17 protein-coding genes and 1 pseudogene are annotated in these 17,758 nt (G+C 70.8%); 1 reads left to right on the top strand and 17 read right to left on the bottom strand.

Annotated elements, in window-relative coordinates; all coding sequences use genetic code 11:
- Positions 1-162: 162 nt before the first annotated feature.
- The 3 genes from C3488_RS06610 to C3488_RS06595 form a co-directional block, all read right to left on the bottom strand.
- The gene (locus tag C3488_RS06610; protein WP_181138902.1) at positions 163-855 is read right to left on the bottom strand and encodes a transglycosylase SLT domain-containing protein; all 693 of its coding nucleotides are present in this window, start codon (positions 853-855) and stop codon (positions 163-165) included.
- Positions 856-1,266: 411 nt separating this feature from the next.
- Positions 1,267-2,592: a PhoH family protein gene (locus tag C3488_RS06605; protein ID WP_103838365.1), complete on the bottom strand. Its 1,326-nt coding sequence runs from the start codon at positions 2,590-2,592 to the stop codon at positions 1,267-1,269.
- A 349-nt stretch (positions 2,593-2,941) separates the two neighbouring features.
- The gene (locus C3488_RS06595) at positions 2,942-3,715 is read right to left on the bottom strand and encodes an isoprenyl transferase (protein ID WP_103838363.1); all 774 of its coding nucleotides are present in this window, start codon (positions 3,713-3,715) and stop codon (positions 2,942-2,944) included.
- Between the two features lie 708 nt (positions 3,716-4,423).
- Between C3488_RS06595 and C3488_RS06590 the strand changes: the two genes are divergently transcribed.
- Positions 4,424-4,759 carry a DUF192 domain-containing protein gene (locus C3488_RS06590; protein WP_103838362.1) on the top strand — a complete coding sequence of 112 codons (336 nt, stop codon included), beginning with the start codon at positions 4,424-4,426 and terminating at the stop codon, positions 4,757-4,759.
- Positions 4,760-4,920: 161 nt separating this feature from the next.
- On the opposite strand, the gene C3488_RS06585 is transcribed toward C3488_RS06590, so the two are convergent.
- From C3488_RS06585 to cpaB, 14 genes and pseudogenes are all read right to left on the bottom strand, one after another.
- Positions 4,921-5,691 (bottom strand): class I SAM-dependent methyltransferase, encoded by a 771-nt coding sequence (locus C3488_RS06585; protein ID WP_103838361.1) that lies wholly within the window; start codon positions 5,689-5,691, stop codon positions 4,921-4,923.
- 102 nt (positions 5,692-5,793) lie between these two features.
- Positions 5,794-6,657 (bottom strand): LLM class flavin-dependent oxidoreductase, encoded by an 864-nt coding sequence (locus tag C3488_RS06580; RefSeq protein WP_103838360.1) that lies wholly within the window; start codon positions 6,655-6,657, stop codon positions 5,794-5,796.
- 40 nt (positions 6,658-6,697) lie between these two features.
- Positions 6,698-7,273: a dihydrofolate reductase family protein gene (locus C3488_RS06575; protein WP_103838359.1), complete on the bottom strand. Its 576-nt coding sequence runs from the start codon at positions 7,271-7,273 to the stop codon at positions 6,698-6,700.
- Between the two features lie 82 nt (positions 7,274-7,355).
- Positions 7,356-8,002 (bottom strand): annotated as a pseudogene (locus C3488_RS06570) (OmpA family protein).
- A 30-nt stretch (positions 8,003-8,032) separates the two neighbouring features.
- Complete coding sequence (locus C3488_RS06565) at positions 8,033-8,620, bottom strand: hypothetical protein (protein WP_103838358.1); 588 nt, start codon at positions 8,618-8,620, stop codon at positions 8,033-8,035.
- Between the two features lie 15 nt (positions 8,621-8,635).
- Positions 8,636-9,229, bottom strand: coding sequence for a pilus assembly protein TadG-related protein (locus C3488_RS06560; protein ID WP_258053313.1), 594 nt, complete (start codon positions 9,227-9,229; stop codon positions 8,636-8,638).
- A gap of 338 nt (positions 9,230-9,567) precedes the next feature.
- Positions 9,568-10,323: a response regulator transcription factor gene (locus C3488_RS06550; RefSeq protein ID WP_103838357.1), complete on the bottom strand. Its 756-nt coding sequence runs from the start codon at positions 10,321-10,323 to the stop codon at positions 9,568-9,570.
- Positions 10,316-11,620 carry a sensor histidine kinase gene (locus C3488_RS06545; protein ID WP_103838356.1) on the bottom strand — a complete coding sequence of 435 codons (1,305 nt, stop codon included), beginning with the start codon at positions 11,618-11,620 and terminating at the stop codon, positions 10,316-10,318. The genes C3488_RS06550 and C3488_RS06545 overlap by 8 nt, the downstream gene beginning before the upstream one ends.
- Positions 11,617-12,507, bottom strand: a complete 891-nt coding sequence (locus C3488_RS06540) for a DUF5936 domain-containing protein (RefSeq protein WP_103838355.1) — start codon at positions 12,505-12,507, stop codon at positions 11,617-11,619. Before C3488_RS06540 ends, C3488_RS06545 begins: the two co-directional genes overlap by 4 nt.
- Positions 12,508-12,520: 13 nt before the next feature.
- Positions 12,521-13,468, bottom strand: a complete 948-nt coding sequence (locus C3488_RS06535; RefSeq protein WP_103838354.1) for a type II secretion system F family protein — start codon at positions 13,466-13,468, stop codon at positions 12,521-12,523.
- Positions 13,469-13,493: 25 nt separating this feature from the next.
- A complete protein-coding gene (locus C3488_RS06530; protein ID WP_103838353.1) occupies positions 13,494-14,834 on the bottom strand; it encodes a CpaF family protein in 1,341 nt (446 codons plus the stop codon).
- Positions 14,835-14,842: 8 nt separating this feature from the next.
- Positions 14,843-15,217, bottom strand: a complete 375-nt coding sequence (locus C3488_RS06525) for a TadE/TadG family type IV pilus assembly protein (RefSeq protein ID WP_258053312.1) — start codon at positions 15,215-15,217, stop codon at positions 14,843-14,845.
- Between the two features lie 29 nt (positions 15,218-15,246).
- Entirely contained in the window at positions 15,247-16,863 is a 1,617-nt protein-coding gene (locus C3488_RS06520; protein ID WP_103838352.1) for an AAA family ATPase, read from the bottom strand.
- A 75-nt stretch (positions 16,864-16,938) separates the two neighbouring features.
- Positions 16,939-17,652: a Flp pilus assembly protein CpaB gene (cpaB, locus tag C3488_RS06515; protein ID WP_103838351.1), complete on the bottom strand. Its 714-nt coding sequence runs from the start codon at positions 17,650-17,652 to the stop codon at positions 16,939-16,941.
- Between the last annotated feature and the right edge of the window lie 106 nt (positions 17,653-17,758).

The following is a 17,758-nucleotide window of genomic DNA, read 5'->3' as shown; positions in this document are numbered from 1 at the left end:
TTCCCCCGCTTCTCCGGGTGCTCCCCACCACTCCCCCCTGGAGTCGTCGGTTCCGACCGTACATGGTGGGGGCGGCGGTCCCTGAGACGGCCGCAGCCCCTCACCCGTAGACGGTGAGAGGCTGTGGAGGGTTGAGCGCCGCGCGCGGGCCGGATCGGCGGCTCAGTACCAGCTGTTGGCCTGCCAGAAGGACCATGCCTGGCAGGGGCTGCCGTAGCGGCTGTCCATGTAGTTGAGGCCCCACTTGATCTGCGTGGCCGGGTTGGTCCGCCAGTCGGCGCCGGCGGAGGCGTACTTGCCGGCGGGCAGCGCCTGGAAGAGGCCATAGGCGCCGGAGGAGGCGTTGACCGCCTGGTAGTTCCAGCTGGACTCGTGGTTCACGATGTTGCTGAAGCACTGGAACTGGTCGGCCGCCACCATCTGACGGGCCATCGCCTGGATCTGCGCGACGGTGTACGAGCTCTGGACCGGGAAGCTGGAGGCGTCACGGCTCGCGCTGCGGCTGGCGGCCTCCGCCTCCTTGCGCGCCTTGGCTGCCTCTTCGGCCTGCTGCGCTGCCTTCTGCTTGGCGATCGCGTCCGCGGCAGCCTGCTTGCGGGCCGCTTCCTCGGCGTCCTTCTTGGCGAGCGTGTCCGCGGCGATGGCCTGCGTGTCCGCCTGCTGCGTCAGCGACGCGGTCTGGACCTGGGCCTGCTGACCGGCGGGTATGTCGGCGAGGAGCGTCGAGTCGGCTGCGGTCGCCTCGGCGTCGTTCGTCTGGGCAGTGCTGCCCGAGGCGACTCCGACGACGCTTCCGACAGCGGTGACCGCCGTGGCCGAGGCCACTGCGAATCCCCGGACCGAGATCGGGCTCACACGGTTTCCTTCCAGCATCGCCCGCTTCGGTGACCCTGGCGGACGCGATCGTGCCCCTGACACTGGCCTCCCACCTGCGGGTCACGGGAGGCACGGGCCCGGTGGGCGACTCCCACTGAGGGAGCGCCGCGTGGTGCTCGGGCGGCATACGACGGCTGTATGCAGTTGATGTCTGTGTGGCGCCGTACCGCTGGGGGCACAGCTGTGTCGTATGCGGGGCCTGACAGGAACGAGACTCTGCCGTAATCCGGCGCCGCGTTGCAATTCCGAGATGAGTGTGAAAGCTCACATCCCGTTTGGACCACGGAATTCTCGGGATCTCCCGCACACGACAGCGCCGCCCGGCTAGGCTCTACGCCTTTGCCGGACGACGCCAACTCATGGGTAGCTATCCCATGTTGAACACTTGGGTCAGATCTGCCCGTCCTCGAGCATTTCGGTCACAAGGGCAGCGATCTGGGACCTCTCGGACCGGTTGAGCGTGACATGCGCGAAGAGCGGATGCCCCTTCAGCTTCTCCACCACGGCGACGACTCCGTCATATCGCCCGACGCGCAGATTGTCCCTTTGCGCCACATCATGGGTCAGAACGACCCGCGAATTGGCGCCGATCCGGGACAGAACGGTCAGCAGTACGTTCCTTTCGAGTGACTGCGCCTCGTCCACGATCACGAACGCGTCGTGCAGCGAGCGGCCGCGGATGTGCGTGAGCGGGAGGACCTCCAGCATCCCGCGCGCGGTGACCTCTTCGATGACCTCGCGGGTGGTGACTGCGGAGAGGGTGTCGAACACCGCCTGCGCCCAGGGGCTCATCTTCTCGGCCTCGGTGCCCGGCAGATAGCCGAGCTCCTGCCCGCCCACCGCGTACAGCGGGCGGAAGACCATCACCTTCTGGTGCTGCCGCCGCTCCAGCACGGCCTCCAGTCCCGCGCACAGCGCGAGAGCCGACTTGCCGGTGCCGGCCCGGCCGCCCATCGACACGATCCCGACGTCCGGGTCGAGCAGCAGGTCGAGCGCGATCCGCTGCTCGGCGCTGCGCCCCTTGATGCCGAACGCCTCCCGGTCCCCGCGCACCAGGCGGACGTCACCCTCCGCCGTGACCCGGCCGAGCGCCTTGCCCCGTTCCGACTGGATGGTCAGACCGGTGTGCACGGGCAGGTCGGCCACCTCGGGGACGTGCAGGTGGCCGTCCTCGAAGAGGATGTCCACCTGTTCGGCGGACAGGGTCAGTTCGGACATCCCGGTCCAGCCGGAGGAGTCCGTGATGGCCAGTTCCGCGCGGTACTCCTCGGCGAGGAGGCCGACGGAGGACGCCTTGATCCTGAGCGGCAGGTCCTTCGACACGACGGTGACGTCGAACCCCTCGGCCTGCAGGTTGCGGGCGACCGCGAGGATGCGGGAGTCGTTGTCCCCGAGGCGGTAGCCGGTGGGCAGAACGCTGGGGTCCGAGTGGTTGAGCTCCACCCGGACGGTTCCGCCGAGGTCCCCGATCGGGATGGGGGCGTCGAGCCGGCCGTGCCGTACGCGGTAGTCGTCCAGGTGGCGCAGGGCCTGCCGGGCGAAGTAGCCGAGTTCGGGATGGTGCCGCTTGGCCTCCAGTTCCGTGACCACGACGATCGGAAGCACGACCTCGTGCTCCTCGAAGCGGGTCATGGCATTGGGGTCGGCCAGCAGGACGCTGGTGTCGAGAACGTAGGTGCGCCGGTCTGGCTTGGGGCGCTTTGTGCTGGTCACCACGGAAGGACGTACCCCCTCGGATGAGGTCGGGGAGCGACGAGGCGGAGCTGGACCGGTCGTCGGCCGCGATGCACGGGCCGAGAACCGGCCCTCCGCGTCTGCGTCCGTGCTGTGACCGCACGGTCGGGCTGGTGCAAAGGGCCTCCCGGGCGGACGGCCCCGTGCCGTCCGCTGAGATACGACACCCGTGGTTCGGGTGTCGACCTGTCTGGCTTATGCCCTCGAAAATGCGCCGCCATGCCACGGCATATGACGGCGCCCCGGTGAACTCCTTGTTACATCCCGTCCCCCGAGCAGGTGACACCAGGGGCGGCCCGGGCGGGTACCGATGGCCGGCGCCCGGGGAGTCCTAACCGCCGTAGCGGCGGTGCCGCGCCGCGTAGTCACGCAGTGCGCGCAGGAAGTCGACCTTCCGGAAGGCCGGCCAGAAGACCTCGCAGAAGTAGTACTCGGAATGGGCCGTTTGCCACAGCATGAATCCCGACAGACGCTGTTCGCCGCTCGTACGAATCACCAGATCGGGGTCGGGCTGGTCACTCGTATAGAGGTGCCGGCCGATCATGTCGATGTCGACGGACTCGGCGAGGTCCTCCATCGAGGTGCCCTTCTCATGGGCGTCGAGGAGCATGGAGCGTACGGCGTCGGCGATCTCCTGACGGCCGCCGTAGCCGATGGCGACGTTGACGAGTATGCCGTCGACGTGGGCGGTGGCCTCCTCGGCCTCCTTGAGGACGGTCTGCATCTGCCCGGGCAGCAGGTCGAGCGCGCCGACGTGGTGCACACGCCAGCGGCCGTCGGCGGCGAGGGAGCGGACGACGTCCTCGATGATCTTCAGGAGCGGGACCAGCTCCTCCTTCGGCCGGTCGAAGTTGTCCGTGGACAGCAGCCAGAGGGTGACGACCTCGACGTCCGTCTCGGCGCACCAGCCGAGGAACTCCTCGATCTTGTCGGCTCCGGCCTGGTGCCCCTGCGCGGTGGTCGATCCCGCGGCCTTCGCCCAGCGTCGGTTGCCGTCCATGATGACGCCGATGTGCTTGGGCACCTGAGCGTGGTCCAGGTGGCCTTCCACCCGGCGTGCGTACAGCCTGACGAGCAGGCCGCGCAGCTTGTCGCGCAGGTTCACGTGATTGTCAGCCCCTCCGTGCGGATCAGACAGGCGCGGTCGTGCGCGATCCCCGTCAGATGGCGGTCCCCGAAGCCGAAGCCTACCGCCGGAGAGGGCGGGGGCGGCCAACGGGTGTCAGCGGGTTGGTTTGGGTTTGTGGGTCTGAATGGGGGTGGAGGTGGGGGGATTTGCGGTGATTGGCTGCGCGCGTACGGGGTGCGGACCGGCTCTGTTCAGCCCGTCCGGGCGACGCCCCTCCAGCAGGGGCGGGGGGAGCTTCCGGGGTGTGGGGGTTCTGAAGGGGGTGCCTCCGCAGGGGTCCACTGGACGCACTCCCCGGCGGGTCGGGGGCGAGACCCTCAGGCTGGTTCCCGGGGCAGGGGCCGCCCGCGGGCGGAAAGGAAAACGGGCCGGTCCGTGGGGGGGAGACGGACCGGCCCGAGGGGGGGCTTCCACCATAACCCTTCGTAAGGGATCCTGCGTGCATCGGCGCCCAACAACTACTCTCCGGAGCCGCCCGGCGACGCCCCGGTGGCCTCGGAACCCCTCATTCAGGGCCTGATCATGGCCGAAACCCGGCGCATTCCCGGGTAATCCGGCCGAAAGCCAAGGGATCCAAGGGGCTTGCGCCCTCTAGTGGGTCACCTGGCGACATGCCACTCCCTACTCCGCCCGAGTGACCCGCGCCAGAAGCCCGCACTTGACGCCGCCGCTAACTTCGCAGGCATGCCCATGCTCACCACACCGGAGACGCCCCACCCGGTGCCACTGGAGGTCGCACGGTCCGCGCAGTCCCGGCGGCGCGGGCTGCTGGGGCGCGACGGGATCGACGGCGCGCTGCTGCTGAGTCCGGCGAGCGCGGTGCACACCCTGGGGATGCGGTTTCCGATCGACGTGGCGTATCTGGACCGGACCTTGCGGGTCATGGCGGTACGGACGATGCCGCCGGGCCGCGTCGGCCTCCCCCGCCCGGGTGCGCGCCACGTCCTGGAGGCGGAGGCCGGGGCGATGGAGCGCTGGGGGATCAGGCCCGGCGTACGAGTCGGCATACGGGACCCGTGACGCCGTGGGGGCGCCGTACCGGCACGGAGTGCACGGAACCGCGCAGCCCCCTCCACTGCGCGGTCCCGCCCGCGCAGCTCACTCACGCGAATTACCTTGGTCTGAACTTACTCGAGCCACCTGAACCGACGGGAGTCGGCCTGCATAACGATGCGGAAAACCTACGCCCCCGGCTTGCGCGCCTCGATCAGGAACCGCGTGCTGTGCGCGACGAACGGCCCCTCCGACACGATCCGCTCGTGCAGGGACCGCAACCGGTCCTCGTACCGCTCCACGGTGAAGTCCGGCACCATCCAGATCACCTTGCGCAGGAAGTGCACGACGGCCCCGATGTCGTGGAACTCCATGCGCAACCGGGCCTCCCGCAGATCCACGACGTCCAGTCCCGCCGCTTCGGCCTCGGTGCGCGCCCGCCGCGGATCGCGCCCGCCGCGCACCTCCTCCGGCTGCGGCCCGAGGAAGTACTCGACGACCTCGAAGGCGCTCGCCGGTCCGACCTGCTGCGAGAAGTACGTGCCGCCTGGGCGCAGCACGCGCGCTGTCTCGCCCCAGTAGGTGCGCACCGGGTGCCGACTGGTGACCAGGTCGAACGCGGCTTCGGCGAACGGAAGCGGCGCATCCTCCGCCGAGGCGACGACCACCGCACCGCGCGGATGCAGCAGGGCGGTGGCCTTGGCGACGTTCGGCGGCCACCCCTCGGTGGCGACGGTGACCGGCGGCAGCGCCGGGGCGGAGGCCAGGACCTCCCCTCCCCCCGTCTGGACGTCGAGCGCGGCGGACGCGCGGGCGAGCCGCCGCGCCATCGACCGGGCGTACCCCCACGGCGGCCGCTCCTCGGTGGCCCGACCCTCGAACCAGGAGAAGTCCCAGCCCTCGACGGGAGCCTCGACGGCCTCGCGGACGAGCTCTTCGAACGAACGGTGGACGGACATGCCGCGATGTTCCCAGCGCCACGGAAGCGGACGCGACCGAATTACGGGTGACCGGCACGGGTACATGGCCGGCGGGCGGAACCGGCCCGGCCGGCTGCCGGCCTACGGCACGAGCGGCCGTACCTCCTCGGCCACGAACCGCACGAACCCCTCCGGGTCCGGTTCGTCGCCCGTCGGCTGCAGGACCACCGTGTCGGCACCCGCCTCCGCGAGCTGCTGCACTGCCTTGGCGACCGTGCCGGCGTCCCCGGCCACGCCGTGTGTCGCCCCGCCCTCCTGCTCGATCTCGGCGCGCACCCGGGCGGCGGCGTCCGGGCCGGTGGCGGCACGGAGGTAGACGACGACGGGGTGGAGGTCGCTGCGACCGGCCGCCTCGCGTCCCTCGTCGACGATCCCACGCGCGGCCCGCACGCCCTCCGGTGATGTGGCGGCGGTGAGGAGCGTGCCGTCCGCCGCCTCACCGGACAGGCGCAACGAGCGCGGACCGGTGACCCCGGCGAGGACGCGGACGGCCTGCGCCGGCGGCCAGTCCAGGGCGACGTCGTCCAGCTTCACGTACCGCCCGTCCGTGGTGACCCGCTCGCCGCGCAGCAGGGCCCGCAGCGCGTCCAGGTACTCCCGCAGCAGCGTCATGGGCGACTCGGCGCGGGCACCGACCTGTCCCATCCAGCTCTGGACGCCGTGCCCGACGCAGAGGACGGCCCGCCCGGGGAACATCCGCTCGAGCGTGGCGGTCTCCATCGCGGTGAGGGCGACGTTCCTGAGCGGGACGGGCAGCAGTCCTACGCCCACGCGCAGCCGTTCCGTCCAGGCGAGCGCGGCGGACGCCGTGGAGATCCCCCCTTCCAGGAAGCAGTCCTCCCACAGCCACAACTCCTCGAGGCCCGCCTCCTCCGCGAGCTGCGCGATCGCACGCAGTCGCTCCGGGGGCAGTTGGGGCCGGAACACAGCACCGAGTCCAGTCATGCGGCCTTCCTACCCGGCGGCTGCCCACCGGGCAACACCTTTACCGGCCGCCCGTCTCCGGGCGCCCGTAGTGCAGGAGCACGACGCCGTTGCCGAACCGGCGGGAGTCGATCAGCCGGAGGGTGGTGAGCGCGTCGCCCTCCGGGAACAGTCGTCTGCCGCGGCCGAGGAGGACCGGGTGGACGTACACGCGGAACTCGTCGACGAGGTCGTGCCGCAGGAACTCCGCGGCCAGTTCGGCGCCGCCGAGCGCGAGGTCGCCGCCGTCCTGTGCCTTGAGCGCGAGGATGTCGTCGACGACCACGTCCCGGACGATGGTGGTGTGCCGGTCGGCGTGCTGGAGGGTGCGGGAGAACACCACCTTCGGCATGTTCCGCCAGATGCCTGCGAACTCGACGACGGGGGCGGAGGCGTCGGGGTCCCGGTCGGCGTCGGGCCAGTAGCCGGCCATGAGCTCGTAGGTGACCCGCCCCTCGAGGAAGGCGCCCATCTCCTTCAGGACGTCGTTGAAGTGCTGGTGGAGTTCGTCGTCGACGAGATGCCAGTCGATCTCACGGTTCGGGCCCTCCATATAGCCGTCGAGGGACACCGACATCATCAGGACGATCTTCCTCATGGCCCACCTCATCGACGTCCGACCGGCACCGGCGCCCACGGTACTCAGCGGATGCGCCTCCTGATCGCTTCCTGCCGGAGTGTCAGCCGCCGGAAATCGCCGCGCCGCCGTCGCCCGACGCACCGGCGCCCGCCGAGCCTCCCCTCGGGAACGACACCTCCACCCGTCGGTTCTTGCGGCGGCCCTCCTCCGTGGAGTTGTCCGCGATCGGGTAGTCCTCGCTGTAACCGCGCACCTCGAAGGTGACGTTGCCGCCGAGGCGGGCGGCCAGTAGGTCGTGGACCGCCTCCGCGCGCTGCTTGGACAGGGTCAGGCCGTGGGCGTACGAACCGAGGTTGTCGGTGAAGCCGAAGACGCGGACGTTCGTGGCGTTCTGCTTCTTGATCTCGTCCGCGATGGCGTTGATACGGGACCGCGCCTCCGGGTTCAGCTTGGAGCTGTCCTTGGGGAACAGCACCTCGGCCTGAAGCGCGAACGTCACGTTCTCGTTGGTGTCCTCACGCCTCTCCTCACCACCGAGATCCTCCACGACGGACTTGATGTCCAGCACCTTGGCGGGCGCGAGAGCGGCCCCGTCGGCGAGCTTCAGGCCCGGGCTGGTGGGGTCGATGGAGGGGGGTGGGAGGTGGTTACGGTGCCGGGGGGTGCGCTGGGGTTGTCGTCGGCGAAGGCGGGGGGCGCGGCCCACGAGAGTGTGGTGAGGACGGCAAGAGCCGTGAGGGCGGTCATCGCGGTTCGAGCGGCGAGGGGCATGGTCTCTCACCCCTCGGAGATCTCGATGGATGCCGGCGGCATCGCGCCCACCTGGAAGTCGACCTTGTTGGTGCCTTCGGGCGGGGCGGGAAACTGAGCGAACCATTGTGCGGTCTCGCCTTCCCGCACACCGCCGGTGAACTGCGTGCACAGGCACCGGCCGGAAGTGTCGCGGAGGATCAGGTACCTCTTCTTGCCCTGTTGGTCGATCAGGCTGGCCCCGGCGATGGAGCCGCCGTTCCTCTTCAGCTCCTGTTCGTTGCCGCGCCAATTCGCGGCGACCCAGAGCGTGCCGGTGTTGTTCGTCACCGTCCCCTCCACGGTCACGAAGCCCCCGCTGTCGCGCCGGGCCGAGGTGACCGTGAGTGTCAGCCCGTTCTCCCCTTTGACCTCGGCGAGCACCTGATCCGCATGGGGGGCCTGCGACGTCTTCGGACCGCTGCTGCTCCGAGAGGGTGCGGCGGAGGTCGTGGCCTCCTTGTCCGACTTCCCATCGCCTCCCCCACCGCAACCGGCCACCGCAAGGAGCAACCCGGCGGTGATCGCGACCGCGCTCAGCGCCCTGCGGCCCTTCATGGTGTGCCGAAAATCCATCGGTACGGCTTCCTTTCACTCGGCCAGATGCACGGAGAACAGCACGGACGCGTCAGGAAGGTCGACCGGTTTGAACTTCTCGGGGTCGATGTCCACGGTCTGGCCGTCGCAGTTCAGTCGCACAAGTTTCTTGGGGTCCGCTTGCGCGTCGAAGTCGCAGCGCGGTTCGATGACTGCAATGGCATGGGCCCTCGCATGCATGCCCTCCGTACCGGGAATGACCGAATCACCCACCGTGTAGTTCGTCTGCACAGCCACCTGGAATCCGGGATAGCCGCCCCTGGTCACCGGCTCGGCTTCGCCCTCGAGGGCCGAGTCGTTCTCAGCAGCCAATCGCTGCGCGGCGGCGGTGGCTCCGTCGTCAGCGGGCAGTCGGCCGCCCAACCAGGTCAGCCAGTCGTCCTCTTGCCCAACGGCGGTCTGGATGCGGTCCATCAGCTGGTCCCGGGCATCCTGTGCCGCCGCCAAGGCGGCAGCGTCCGCCGCGGATTGAGCTCCATTGCGTGCGGACGCTGCTTGGGCGAAGGCGAAGAAGGCGAACGCGGCGAACAACAGGATCCCTGTCAGCCAGATGTAGAGGGGGAGCGTCTGTCCCCGGTCGTCCGCCAAATGTCGTGCGCTCAGCCGCCACCGATGACGCTGTTCACGGCGCGCATGATGGCCCCCGAGATCGCGCCGTCGAGGCCGAGTCCGTCGATCATCGTGAAAATCCCGGCGATGATGATCATCAACCCGGCATACTCCACGAACCCCGCCCCCGCATCGCGTCCGGCCCCCCGCATCCGGACACCCACGGCCCGTCCCCACGCGCTCACCCCGCGCCTGATCCTGTTCATCACGGCCCCGGCCCTCCCACCCGATGCGGCAACCACCAACCGAAACACCGTAGGTGAGAACACTCTCACTCTTCGTGGGCCCAGGGGCCCAACTTCCGCCCGCCGGTGCATTCATCGGCTCCACCCCTCCCGAGCCGTCCCCAGCCAACGAGCAATCGCTTCGCTCCGCGATGAGCTGTGCAGCTTCGCGAAGATCCGGTTGATGTGGTTCTTGACCGTCTTCTCGCTGATGAAGCAGGCGGCGGCGATCTGCCGGTTGTTCATGCCGGCCGCTATGAGGTCCATGACCTCCACCTCCCTCGAACTCAGCCCGAAGGACGGCCACCTGGCGGCGCGGCGCCGCAGACCCGCCGCCCGGGCGGGCGGAACCCCCGACGACTGTGCCATAACCGGTTGCAGGTGCGAAGAGACTTCCCGTTCTTCGTAGGAAGCGCCGAGCGAGGATCGGACAGAGCACGGGGACACCGTCCGTCGGCCCTCCCTGAGGCCCCGGACCGCCGCGATCAGTTCCGCCGCCGTGAACTCCCCGTGGACCAGGTAGCCCGAGGCCCCGCGACGCAGTGCCTCCGCCACCACCTCGGGTTCTCCGCTGTACGTCAGCATCATCACGGGGGCCTGGGCGGCCAGCCGCGGCAGTGCCGTCAGGCCGTCCGTGCCCGGCATGCGGTGGTCCAGGAGGACGACGTCGGGGTGGTGCCGGGTGGCGTACGTGAGGGCCTGGGCGCCGTCCGCCGCCTCCGCCACCACCTCGATGTCGTGGTGGACGGACAGCAGGGCGGTCAGGCCCGCCCGGACGACCGGGTTGTCGTCGGCCACGAGGACGCGCAGGCGCGGGCCGGGTTGTGCCTGGTCAGGCAGGTCAGGCATGTGCGGCCTCCTCTTGCGGGGCGGGGGAAGCGGTCGCGGGGAGAGGGAGGTGCAGGTGGATCTCGGCGCCGCCCAGCGGTGAGCGGCCCAGGCTGAGGTGGCCGCCGAGTGAGGCGGCGCGTTCCGTCATGCCGAGCAGGCCGAAGTGGCCGGTTTTCGCCAGGCCGTCGGGCGTGGTCGACGGGGGCAGGCCGACACCGTTGTCCCCCACCCGTAGGTCCAGCACGGCGTTGCGGGGCGCCTCGAGCGCGATGTGTATCCGGCTCGCTCGGGCGTGGCGATGGGTGTTCTCCAGCGCCTCCGAGGCGATCGCCAGGACGTGCTGGGCGGTCGTGTACGGCAGGAGCAGGGGGGCGTCCGGTTTTCTCAGGGCCACTGTCGCGCCGGTGCGGTCGGCGAAATCCTGGGTGAGGAGGGTGAGTTCGTCCGCCAGGTCCAGGTGAGCCGGCGTGACGCCCGTACGGCGTCGCAGGTCGCACAGCACGGCGCGGGACTCCGCGGCCGCTCTGCGTGCGGCCCCGGCGACCAGGGTGGCCTGGCGCTTGAGCGTGTCCGGGTCGCCGTGGTCGGCCGAGGCGGCCAGTGCCTGTGCCGCCAGGGCCAGGCCGTGCAGCGTCTTCGCCACCGAGTCGTGCATCTCCCGGGCCAGGCGGGCCCGTTCGGCCTCCACCGCCTCTGCCGCGGCCAGGCGGGCATTGGCCTGGGACAGCGCCTCGCCGGCCACGCCGATACGGAACATCAGGTTGCGCAAGGTCACCCCGATGACGCCGGCGGCGGCGCAGAAACCGGCGATGAGGAGTGTGCTGGTAGCCGCGCCGGGATGGTGTTCCCAGGCCCGGAAGACCGAGAGGACCACCGCGAGCTGGAGGCCCGTGAGGACGCCCGCGCCGCGCCAGCCGTACAGCAGGCCGGACAGCAGGGGCGTGCAGACCGTGGCGTACGCGAGGGGAGAGGCCGGGGAGGCGGTCAGGAGCAGTGTGGCGACGAAGAGCAGGTCCAGCGCCATCAGGGTGGGGTGGGCCAGGAGGCGTGGGCCCACGCGGTTCCAGTCGCGGAGCACGGCGTACGAGGTCGTGACGCCGAGGACGGCTGCCGCGACGGCGGCGTAGCGGGGACCTTCCTGGTCCGTGTTGGCCAGGGCGAAGGGTGTGCCGATCAGGATCAGGGCGAGTCGTACGGCCACGGTCTGGCGGCACAGCGCCTGGAGCGCACCGAGCTGGAGGAGGACGCTGGCGGGAGCGGGGGCGTCGTCCTCCAAGTACCCGGGGGCGGGATGACTCGTGCGGCTCATCGTCATCGGCCCAGAATCGATCCGAAGTCCGTCCCCGACCCCAGGAACATCCCGGTCGCGATCAGGATCATCGTCGCCGGGAGCATGAACACCAGGGTGACCAGCGTGGCCTTGGGGATCGTCTTGGCGGCGCGGCGGCGGGCGTTCTGGGCGTCCGTGCGGCGCATGTCCGTGGCCAGCTGGATGAGGGTTTCGGCGATGGGCGAGCCCAGTTCCTCGCCCTGTTGCAGAGCGGAGACGAACTGGGCGACCTGTTCGGAGGAGTTGCGCCTGCGCAGTTCGTCGAAGGCCTGGCGGCGGCTGACGCCCATGTCCATCTGGCGCAGCGTGATGCGCAGTTCGTCGGCCCAGGGGCCCTCGTACTTCTCCGCGACCCGGTCGAGGGCCTGCCGGAAGCCCAGGCCCGCCGAGACGACGACCGCGAGGACGTCCAGGAAGTCCGGCAGGGTGCGGTCGATGACGTCCTTGCGTTCCCGGATGGCCTGCCAGATCAGGGCGTCGGCGGCGAACAGCCCGAAGGCGAACGTCGCGGCGGCGAAGAGGAGTCGGCCGTTCGTGAGGAACATCAGGCCGAGGACCAGGCCGAAGATGCCGTAGACCGCCCGGCGTGCGGCGTACCGGTTCAGGGTCAGGCCGCCGGGGTTGCCCGCCATGTCGATGCGGCGGCGTTTGGCCTCGACGCGGCGCGGACCCATCAGGCGCAGCACGAGTGGGGCGAGGCGCATGCCGAGGCGGTCGACCGCCGAGCCCGTCCTGGACACCCGGGTGGCGCCGACCTCCAGGGCCAGTGCGAGGTCGCTCGGCAGCTTCGCGTCCGCGCGGATCATCCGGACGCCGAGGAGGACCCCGGCGACGGAGACCGCCATCAGTAAGGCGAGGAGCAGCGGAAGCATCGCGTTCTCCCCCTCACACTTCGATCTTGCCGAGGCGACGGATGACGAAGAAGCCGATCGTGTAGAGGCCGAGGGAGAGCAGGACGAGGCCCTGGCCGAGCGGGGAGCCGGTGACGCGTTCCAGCGCGCCCTCGTTCGACGAGTTGACCAGGATCAGGGAACCGAGGCCGAGCATCGGGACCGTGAAGGCCGTGGCGTTGACCTCGGAGAGCATCGTGCGGACCTCGCGCCGGGTCTCCTTGCGGTCCTCCAGGGTCTGGGTGAGGTTGCGCAGGGAGTTGACCACCGAGCCGCCCGCCTTGTTGGCGAGGACGAGGGTGGTGACGAGGACGATCAGCTCGCGCGACGGGAGGCGTTCGGCCAGTTCGTCCAGGGCGTCGTCGACCGAGCGGCCCAGCGACAGCTGGTCGGCGACCCGGGCGAGTTCCTCGCCCGCCGGGGCCTCCAGCTCCTCCGCCGCCATGGCGAGTGCGGTGCGCAGCGCGAGTCCGGCGGCCGTGGCGTTGGCCAGCAGACGGGCCACGTCGGGGAGTTGGTTGATGAAGGCCTCGATGCGTTTCTGACGCTGCCAGTTGAGGAAGATGGCCGCGCTCCAGATGCCGACCAGGCCGGCGATCGGGCCGAAGAAGGGCGCCAGGGTGGACGCCGCGATCAGCCACAGCGCGACAACGACGGCGACGACGTAGGTGAAGAACTCCCCCGCCGTCAGATCGAGGCCCGTGGCCGACAGGCGCATGTGGATGGCGCGTCCCAGGCGGGTGCGGCGCAGCCTGCGGTCCACGGCCGTGAAGCGCCGTGCGCGGCCGGCAGCCGTGCGGACCGGGCCGCCCGCGGCGCCGGAGAGCCGGTCGACGAGCGCCCGGCGCTGGGCGCGGCCGGAGGCGTACGAGTGCACGCCCGCGACGGCGAGCGTGCCGGTGAGGACGGTGGCGCCGAGGGCGAGGAGGGCGGGATCGTTCATGACCGGCTCCTGGGGTGGGCGGGGATCATCCGATGGCCTGCCTCGTGTTCAGTACGTCGAGGGCGTCCGCGACCCCGAAGGCCGGCGGAAGCGGTTCGCCCGCGCCGTACAGCTTCTCCGCGACCGGCCGCGGCAGCGGGAGGTGCTCGAAGCGCCCGCGGACGATCCGGTCGGGGCCGAGGGGCTGGGGCACGAAACGGGACACGGTGGCGACGCGGAACTGCTCACGGCCGTGCGACACGACGAGTGCGATCTCCACGACCTTGCGGGAGCCGTCGGGGTACCGGGCGAGCTGCACGACCACGTCGACGGCCGAGTTGATCTGGTCCTTCAGCGCCTCGAAGGGGATCATGACCTCAGACATCGAGCCGAGGGTCTGCAACCGCATGAGCGCGTCCTCGGCCGAGTTGGCGTGGACGGTGGCGAGGGAGCCGTCGTGGCCCGTCGACATCGCCTGGAGCATGTCGAGCGTCTCGCCGCCGCGGACCTCGCCGACGATGATCCGGTCCGGCCGCATGCGGAGGCTGTTGCGGACCAGGTCGCGGATGGTGATCTGACCCTTGCCCTCGACGTTCGGCGGGCGGGACTCCAGGCGGATGACGTGCTCCTGCTGGAGCTGGAGTTCGGCGGAGTCCTCGATGGTGATGATGCGTTCCCGGGAGGGGATGAGCCCGGAGAGCGCGTTGAGCAGGGTCGTCTTCCCGGAGCCCGTGCCGCCGCTGACGATCAGGTTGAAGCGGGCGCGGACGAACGCGGCGAGCAGCATCAGCATCTGCTCGTCGAGCGAGCCGAGGCCGATGAGTTCGGGCAGGGTGTAGGCGCGCGGGAAGCGGCGGATGGTGAGGGTGGGGCCGGTCAGGGCGAGCGGCGGGATGATGACGTTGACGCGCTCGCCGCTGGGCAGACGGGCGTCGACCATGGGGTTCGACTCGTCGACGCGGCGGTTGACGGTGGAGACGATGCGTTCGATCGTCTGCATCAGCTGCTCGGCGGAGGCGAAGCGGAGCGGGAGCTGTTCGACGCGGCCCGCCCGCTCCACGAAGATCGAGTCGGGGCCGTTGACCATGATCTCGGTGATGGAGGCGTCGGCGAGGAGCGGTTCGAGGACACCGAGGCCGAGGGCCTCGTCGACGACCCGCCGGATCAGCTGGGAACGCTCGGCGGAGGAGAGGACCGGGCCTTCGCGGCTGATGATGTGGCCGAGGACGCGTTCGAGCCGGACCCGGCGTTCGGCGGTGGCGAGGCCCGACATCTCGGCGAGGTCGATCTCCTCCAGGAGCTTGGCGCGGTAGACCGCGACGAGGTGTCCGTCCTCACGGGCGGCTCCCCCGTCGTCGGGGGCGGCGATACGGGAGCGGAGGCTCATGCCGGTCGTCAGCTCCTTCCCGGGATGAAGGGGTCCGGGTCGTTGGGCATGGTGGCGCGGCGGCGCACGGGGATGTTGTCGAAGAGGGGGATCACCGCCGGCACGCGGACGGTGACGGTGGCGGTGGTCGTGTCGGCGCCCTCCTGGACGTCCGGCGCAGGGTCCAGCCAGTCACTCACCGCGGCAATGCCTGCCGCCACTCCGTCCCGGTGTTGTGATCCCGCTCGTGCAGCTGCCCGTGCCCCCGACCCGGCCTGGTTGATGCCGTAACCGATGAGGCCGAGCTGGATGGCGGCCATGCCGATGACGAGGAGGACGGGCAGGAAGCCGGCGAACTCGAGCATGGAGACGCCGCGGTCGTCCCAGCGGCGGGTTCGCTTCATCCGCGTGCGGTGGCGGCGGAAGTTGCCCTTCACCCGGCGTCTCCCTCCAGCGCCGCGCCCGCGCTGCCTTCCACGTGCCAGCCCGGGTTGATGCCCGGGAAGAACAGCGGTACGTCGGCCTTCACGGTCGCCTTCATCACCGGTCCCTCCGGGACGCAACGGATCTCCGCGCCGCTCCAGGCGTCCGGCAGGTGCTCGGCGCCCGCCGCCTCGCAGGCCCCGTCGTAGTCGGTCCCCTTGGACGCCGCGAACGCCGCCGTACCCGCCCTAGCCGCCTCGTCCGCCGCGTTGCCCGCCAGCGAGTACGTGTAGCCGTACAGCACGCACTCCCACAGCAGCGCCAGCACGACCAGCACCAGCGGGAACATCCCGGCGAACTCCAGGGTCACCGACCCCCGGTCGCCACCCTTGCGCCACAGGCTCAGCGCGCCCCGGTCCGACGGTGCCCGGCGCCGCCGCCCGCCGGCCTCCTGCGCCTTGACCAGCTCCAGCTCCCCCGCCAGCGCCCACAGCGCCTGCTTGACGGTGGAGCGGGCGTCGAGGTCCTGGAGGCGTCCGGCGTCCACGACCGACTGGAGTTCCTTGAAGGCGGCCGGGACGGCGGCGCGGGCCACTTTGGTGCCGGTGACGCGTTCGACGAGGGCGGGCTGGATCTCCGTACCGCGCGAGTGGCGGTTGACGACGGTCAGCGTCTCCTCGGCCTTGCGGATCTGGAGCCGGTCCCACAGGCGGACCATCCGCTTGGCCGCGCGGACCGCGACCACGTCCGGGGTGACCAGCAGCACGGCCTGGTCGGCGATCTCGACGGCCGCGGCGGTGGCGGCGGTCATCTGCGAGCCGCAGTCGACGATCACCACGTCGTGGCGGGAGCGCAGCGCGCCGAGGACCTGGCGGGTCACCCGGTCGGTGACCTCCTCCCCGCGTTCGCCCTCGGCGGGGGCGAGGAGCAGTCCGATGCCGCTGTCGTGGGTGTAGAGGGCGTCCTGGAGGACGCGCGGGTTGATGTCCGCGATCCCGGCGAGGTCGGCGACCGAGCGCCGGAACTGCACGTCGAGGTAGGAGGCGATGTCCCCGGACTGGAGGTCGAGGTCGACCAGCGCGACCGTGCGGCCCGACGCCCGGGCGGCGAGCGCGAGGTGCACGGCCGCGACCGTGGCGCCGACGCCGCCCTTCGCGCCGGTCACCGCGACCACGGTCCCTCCGGGGCCGGCGTACGACTCCGGGGCGCCGCTGCTCAGGTGGCGCCGCATCCCGGCGGACCAGGTGGCGGCGGCCTGGACGCGTTCGGCGAGGGCGTCGTAGCCGAGGGGCAGGGTGACGATGCCGCGGGCGCCGGAGTCCATCGCGGCGGTGAGCACGCCGGTGCTGGTGTCGGCGGTGACGAGGACGACCCCGACCGCCGGGAACCGCATCACCAGGTCGCGGATCAGGTCGAGCGCGGGCACCGGGCCGATCCGCTCGTGCACGACGACGACCTCGGGCAGCTCGTCGAGGGAGTCCGCGGCCAGGCGCGCCAGGGTGTCGAGCAGGGCCGTGGAGTCGTGGACGGGCGGAGCGGGCTCGGCGTCGGGGAGCTGGCCGAGCAGGGTGGTGAGCGAGCGGGCGGCGTCGAGGTCGCCGGCGGCGGGGAGGACGCGGACGGTCATCGGCGACACCCCGCACCGTCGGACAGCGTGGGGACAGGCCCGCTGGGGACCGGTACGGACCTCATGCGCGGCCTCCTACTTGTCCTGGTCGAGGGTGTACGTACGGTCGCCCGGCGCGATGGTGGTCTGGGAGCCGCCCGCGACCAGGGCGAGCCGGACGTGCGTGGCGAACGACTCGGCGTACGCGACCCGTTGGGCGTCCGCCGTGTCGAGCGCGAAGGTGATGGGGACCGCCTCGGTGGCGGTGCGCCGCCGATCGTCGCTGGACTGGCCCGGGTCGAGGGCGGTGAGCTTGCCGACGTCGAGGACGCGGGCGTTGGTCACGATGACCTTGGACTCGTCCTTGCCCTTGTCGTTGTCGGCCTTGAAGGTGGCGTAGATGTTGACCCGCGAACCGGGGTCGATCTTGCCCGCGACGCCGGTGGATGCGTCGATCATGATGGCGATCTCCTGCTGCCCCGGCTGGAGTTCGGGCCGGTCCACGATCATGTCGCTCTGGAGCAGGGAGCCCTTCTCCAGCCGGGTCACGGCGATCTTCCCGCGGATCCGGGCCAGATCGGTGACGGCGGTGGCGGGCAGCCACCGCTTCGGCATGGAGATCTTCTGGAACTGGTCCGGCGTGAGTGCCTTGTAGGGGTCGATGCCGTTCTTGAGGCGGTACGCCGTGACCTCGGGGCCGACCTTGGAGTTCACGTCGCGGATCACCGACAGCACCCCGGCGAAGGCGCCGACGGCGGCGAGGGCCGAGAGGACCAGCAGGATGACGCCGCGGCGCTGGCGTGCGTTCACTACATCTCACCTCGAAGGGACGTGCCGGGTGGTCGAGCGGGCCTGCGTTTCGGCCGGGGGTCCGGGGGGCGTCCCCCGGGGCGGTGCAGCATGACGCGGACAACCT

The sequence above is a fragment of the Streptomyces sp. Ru72 genome (genome assembly GCF_002920635.1).
Lineage (GTDB): Bacteria > Actinomycetota > Actinomycetes > Streptomycetales > Streptomycetaceae > Streptomyces.
Note: the sequence above shows the minus strand (reverse complement) of the source record. Positions and strands in the feature narration are given on the sequence as shown.

Bases quoted from the DNA above. Each gene is read 5' to 3' on its own strand.
- C3488_RS06580 (WP_103838360.1), bottom strand. From the start codon at position 6,657: ATGACTGGACTCGGTGCTGTGTTCCGGCCCCAACTGCCCCCGGAGCGA.
- C3488_RS06530 (WP_103838353.1), bottom strand. From the start codon at position 14,834: ATGAGCCTCCGCTCCCGTATCGCCGCCCCCGACGACGGGGGAGCCGCC.
- C3488_RS06535 (WP_103838354.1), bottom strand. From the start codon at position 13,468: ATGAACGATCCCGCCCTCCTCGCCCTCGGCGCCACCGTCCTCACCGGC.
- C3488_RS06540 (WP_103838355.1), bottom strand. From the start codon at position 12,507: ATGCTTCCGCTGCTCCTCGCCTTACTGATGGCGGTCTCCGTCGCCGGG.
- C3488_RS06525 (WP_258053312.1), bottom strand. From the start codon at position 15,217: ATGAAGCGAACCCGCCGCTGGGACGACCGCGGCGTCTCCATGCTCGAG.
- C3488_RS06585 (WP_103838361.1), bottom strand. From the start codon at position 5,691: ATGTCCGTCCACCGTTCGTTCGAAGAGCTCGTCCGCGAGGCCGTCGAG.
- C3488_RS06545 (WP_103838356.1), bottom strand. From the start codon at position 11,620: ATGACGATGAGCCGCACGAGTCATCCCGCCCCCGGGTACTTGGAGGAC.
- C3488_RS06520 (WP_103838352.1), bottom strand. From the start codon at position 16,863: ATGACCGTCCGCGTCCTCCCCGCCGCCGGCGACCTCGACGCCGCCCGC.
- C3488_RS06590 (WP_103838362.1), top strand. From the start codon at position 4,424: ATGCCCATGCTCACCACACCGGAGACGCCCCACCCGGTGCCACTGGAG.
- C3488_RS06575 (WP_103838359.1), bottom strand. From the start codon at position 7,273: ATGAGGAAGATCGTCCTGATGATGTCGGTGTCCCTCGACGGCTATATG.
- C3488_RS06550 (WP_103838357.1), bottom strand. From the start codon at position 10,323: ATGCCTGACCTGCCTGACCAGGCACAACCCGGCCCGCGCCTGCGCGTC.
- C3488_RS06565 (WP_103838358.1), bottom strand. From the start codon at position 8,620: ATGGATTTTCGGCACACCATGAAGGGCCGCAGGGCGCTGAGCGCGGTC.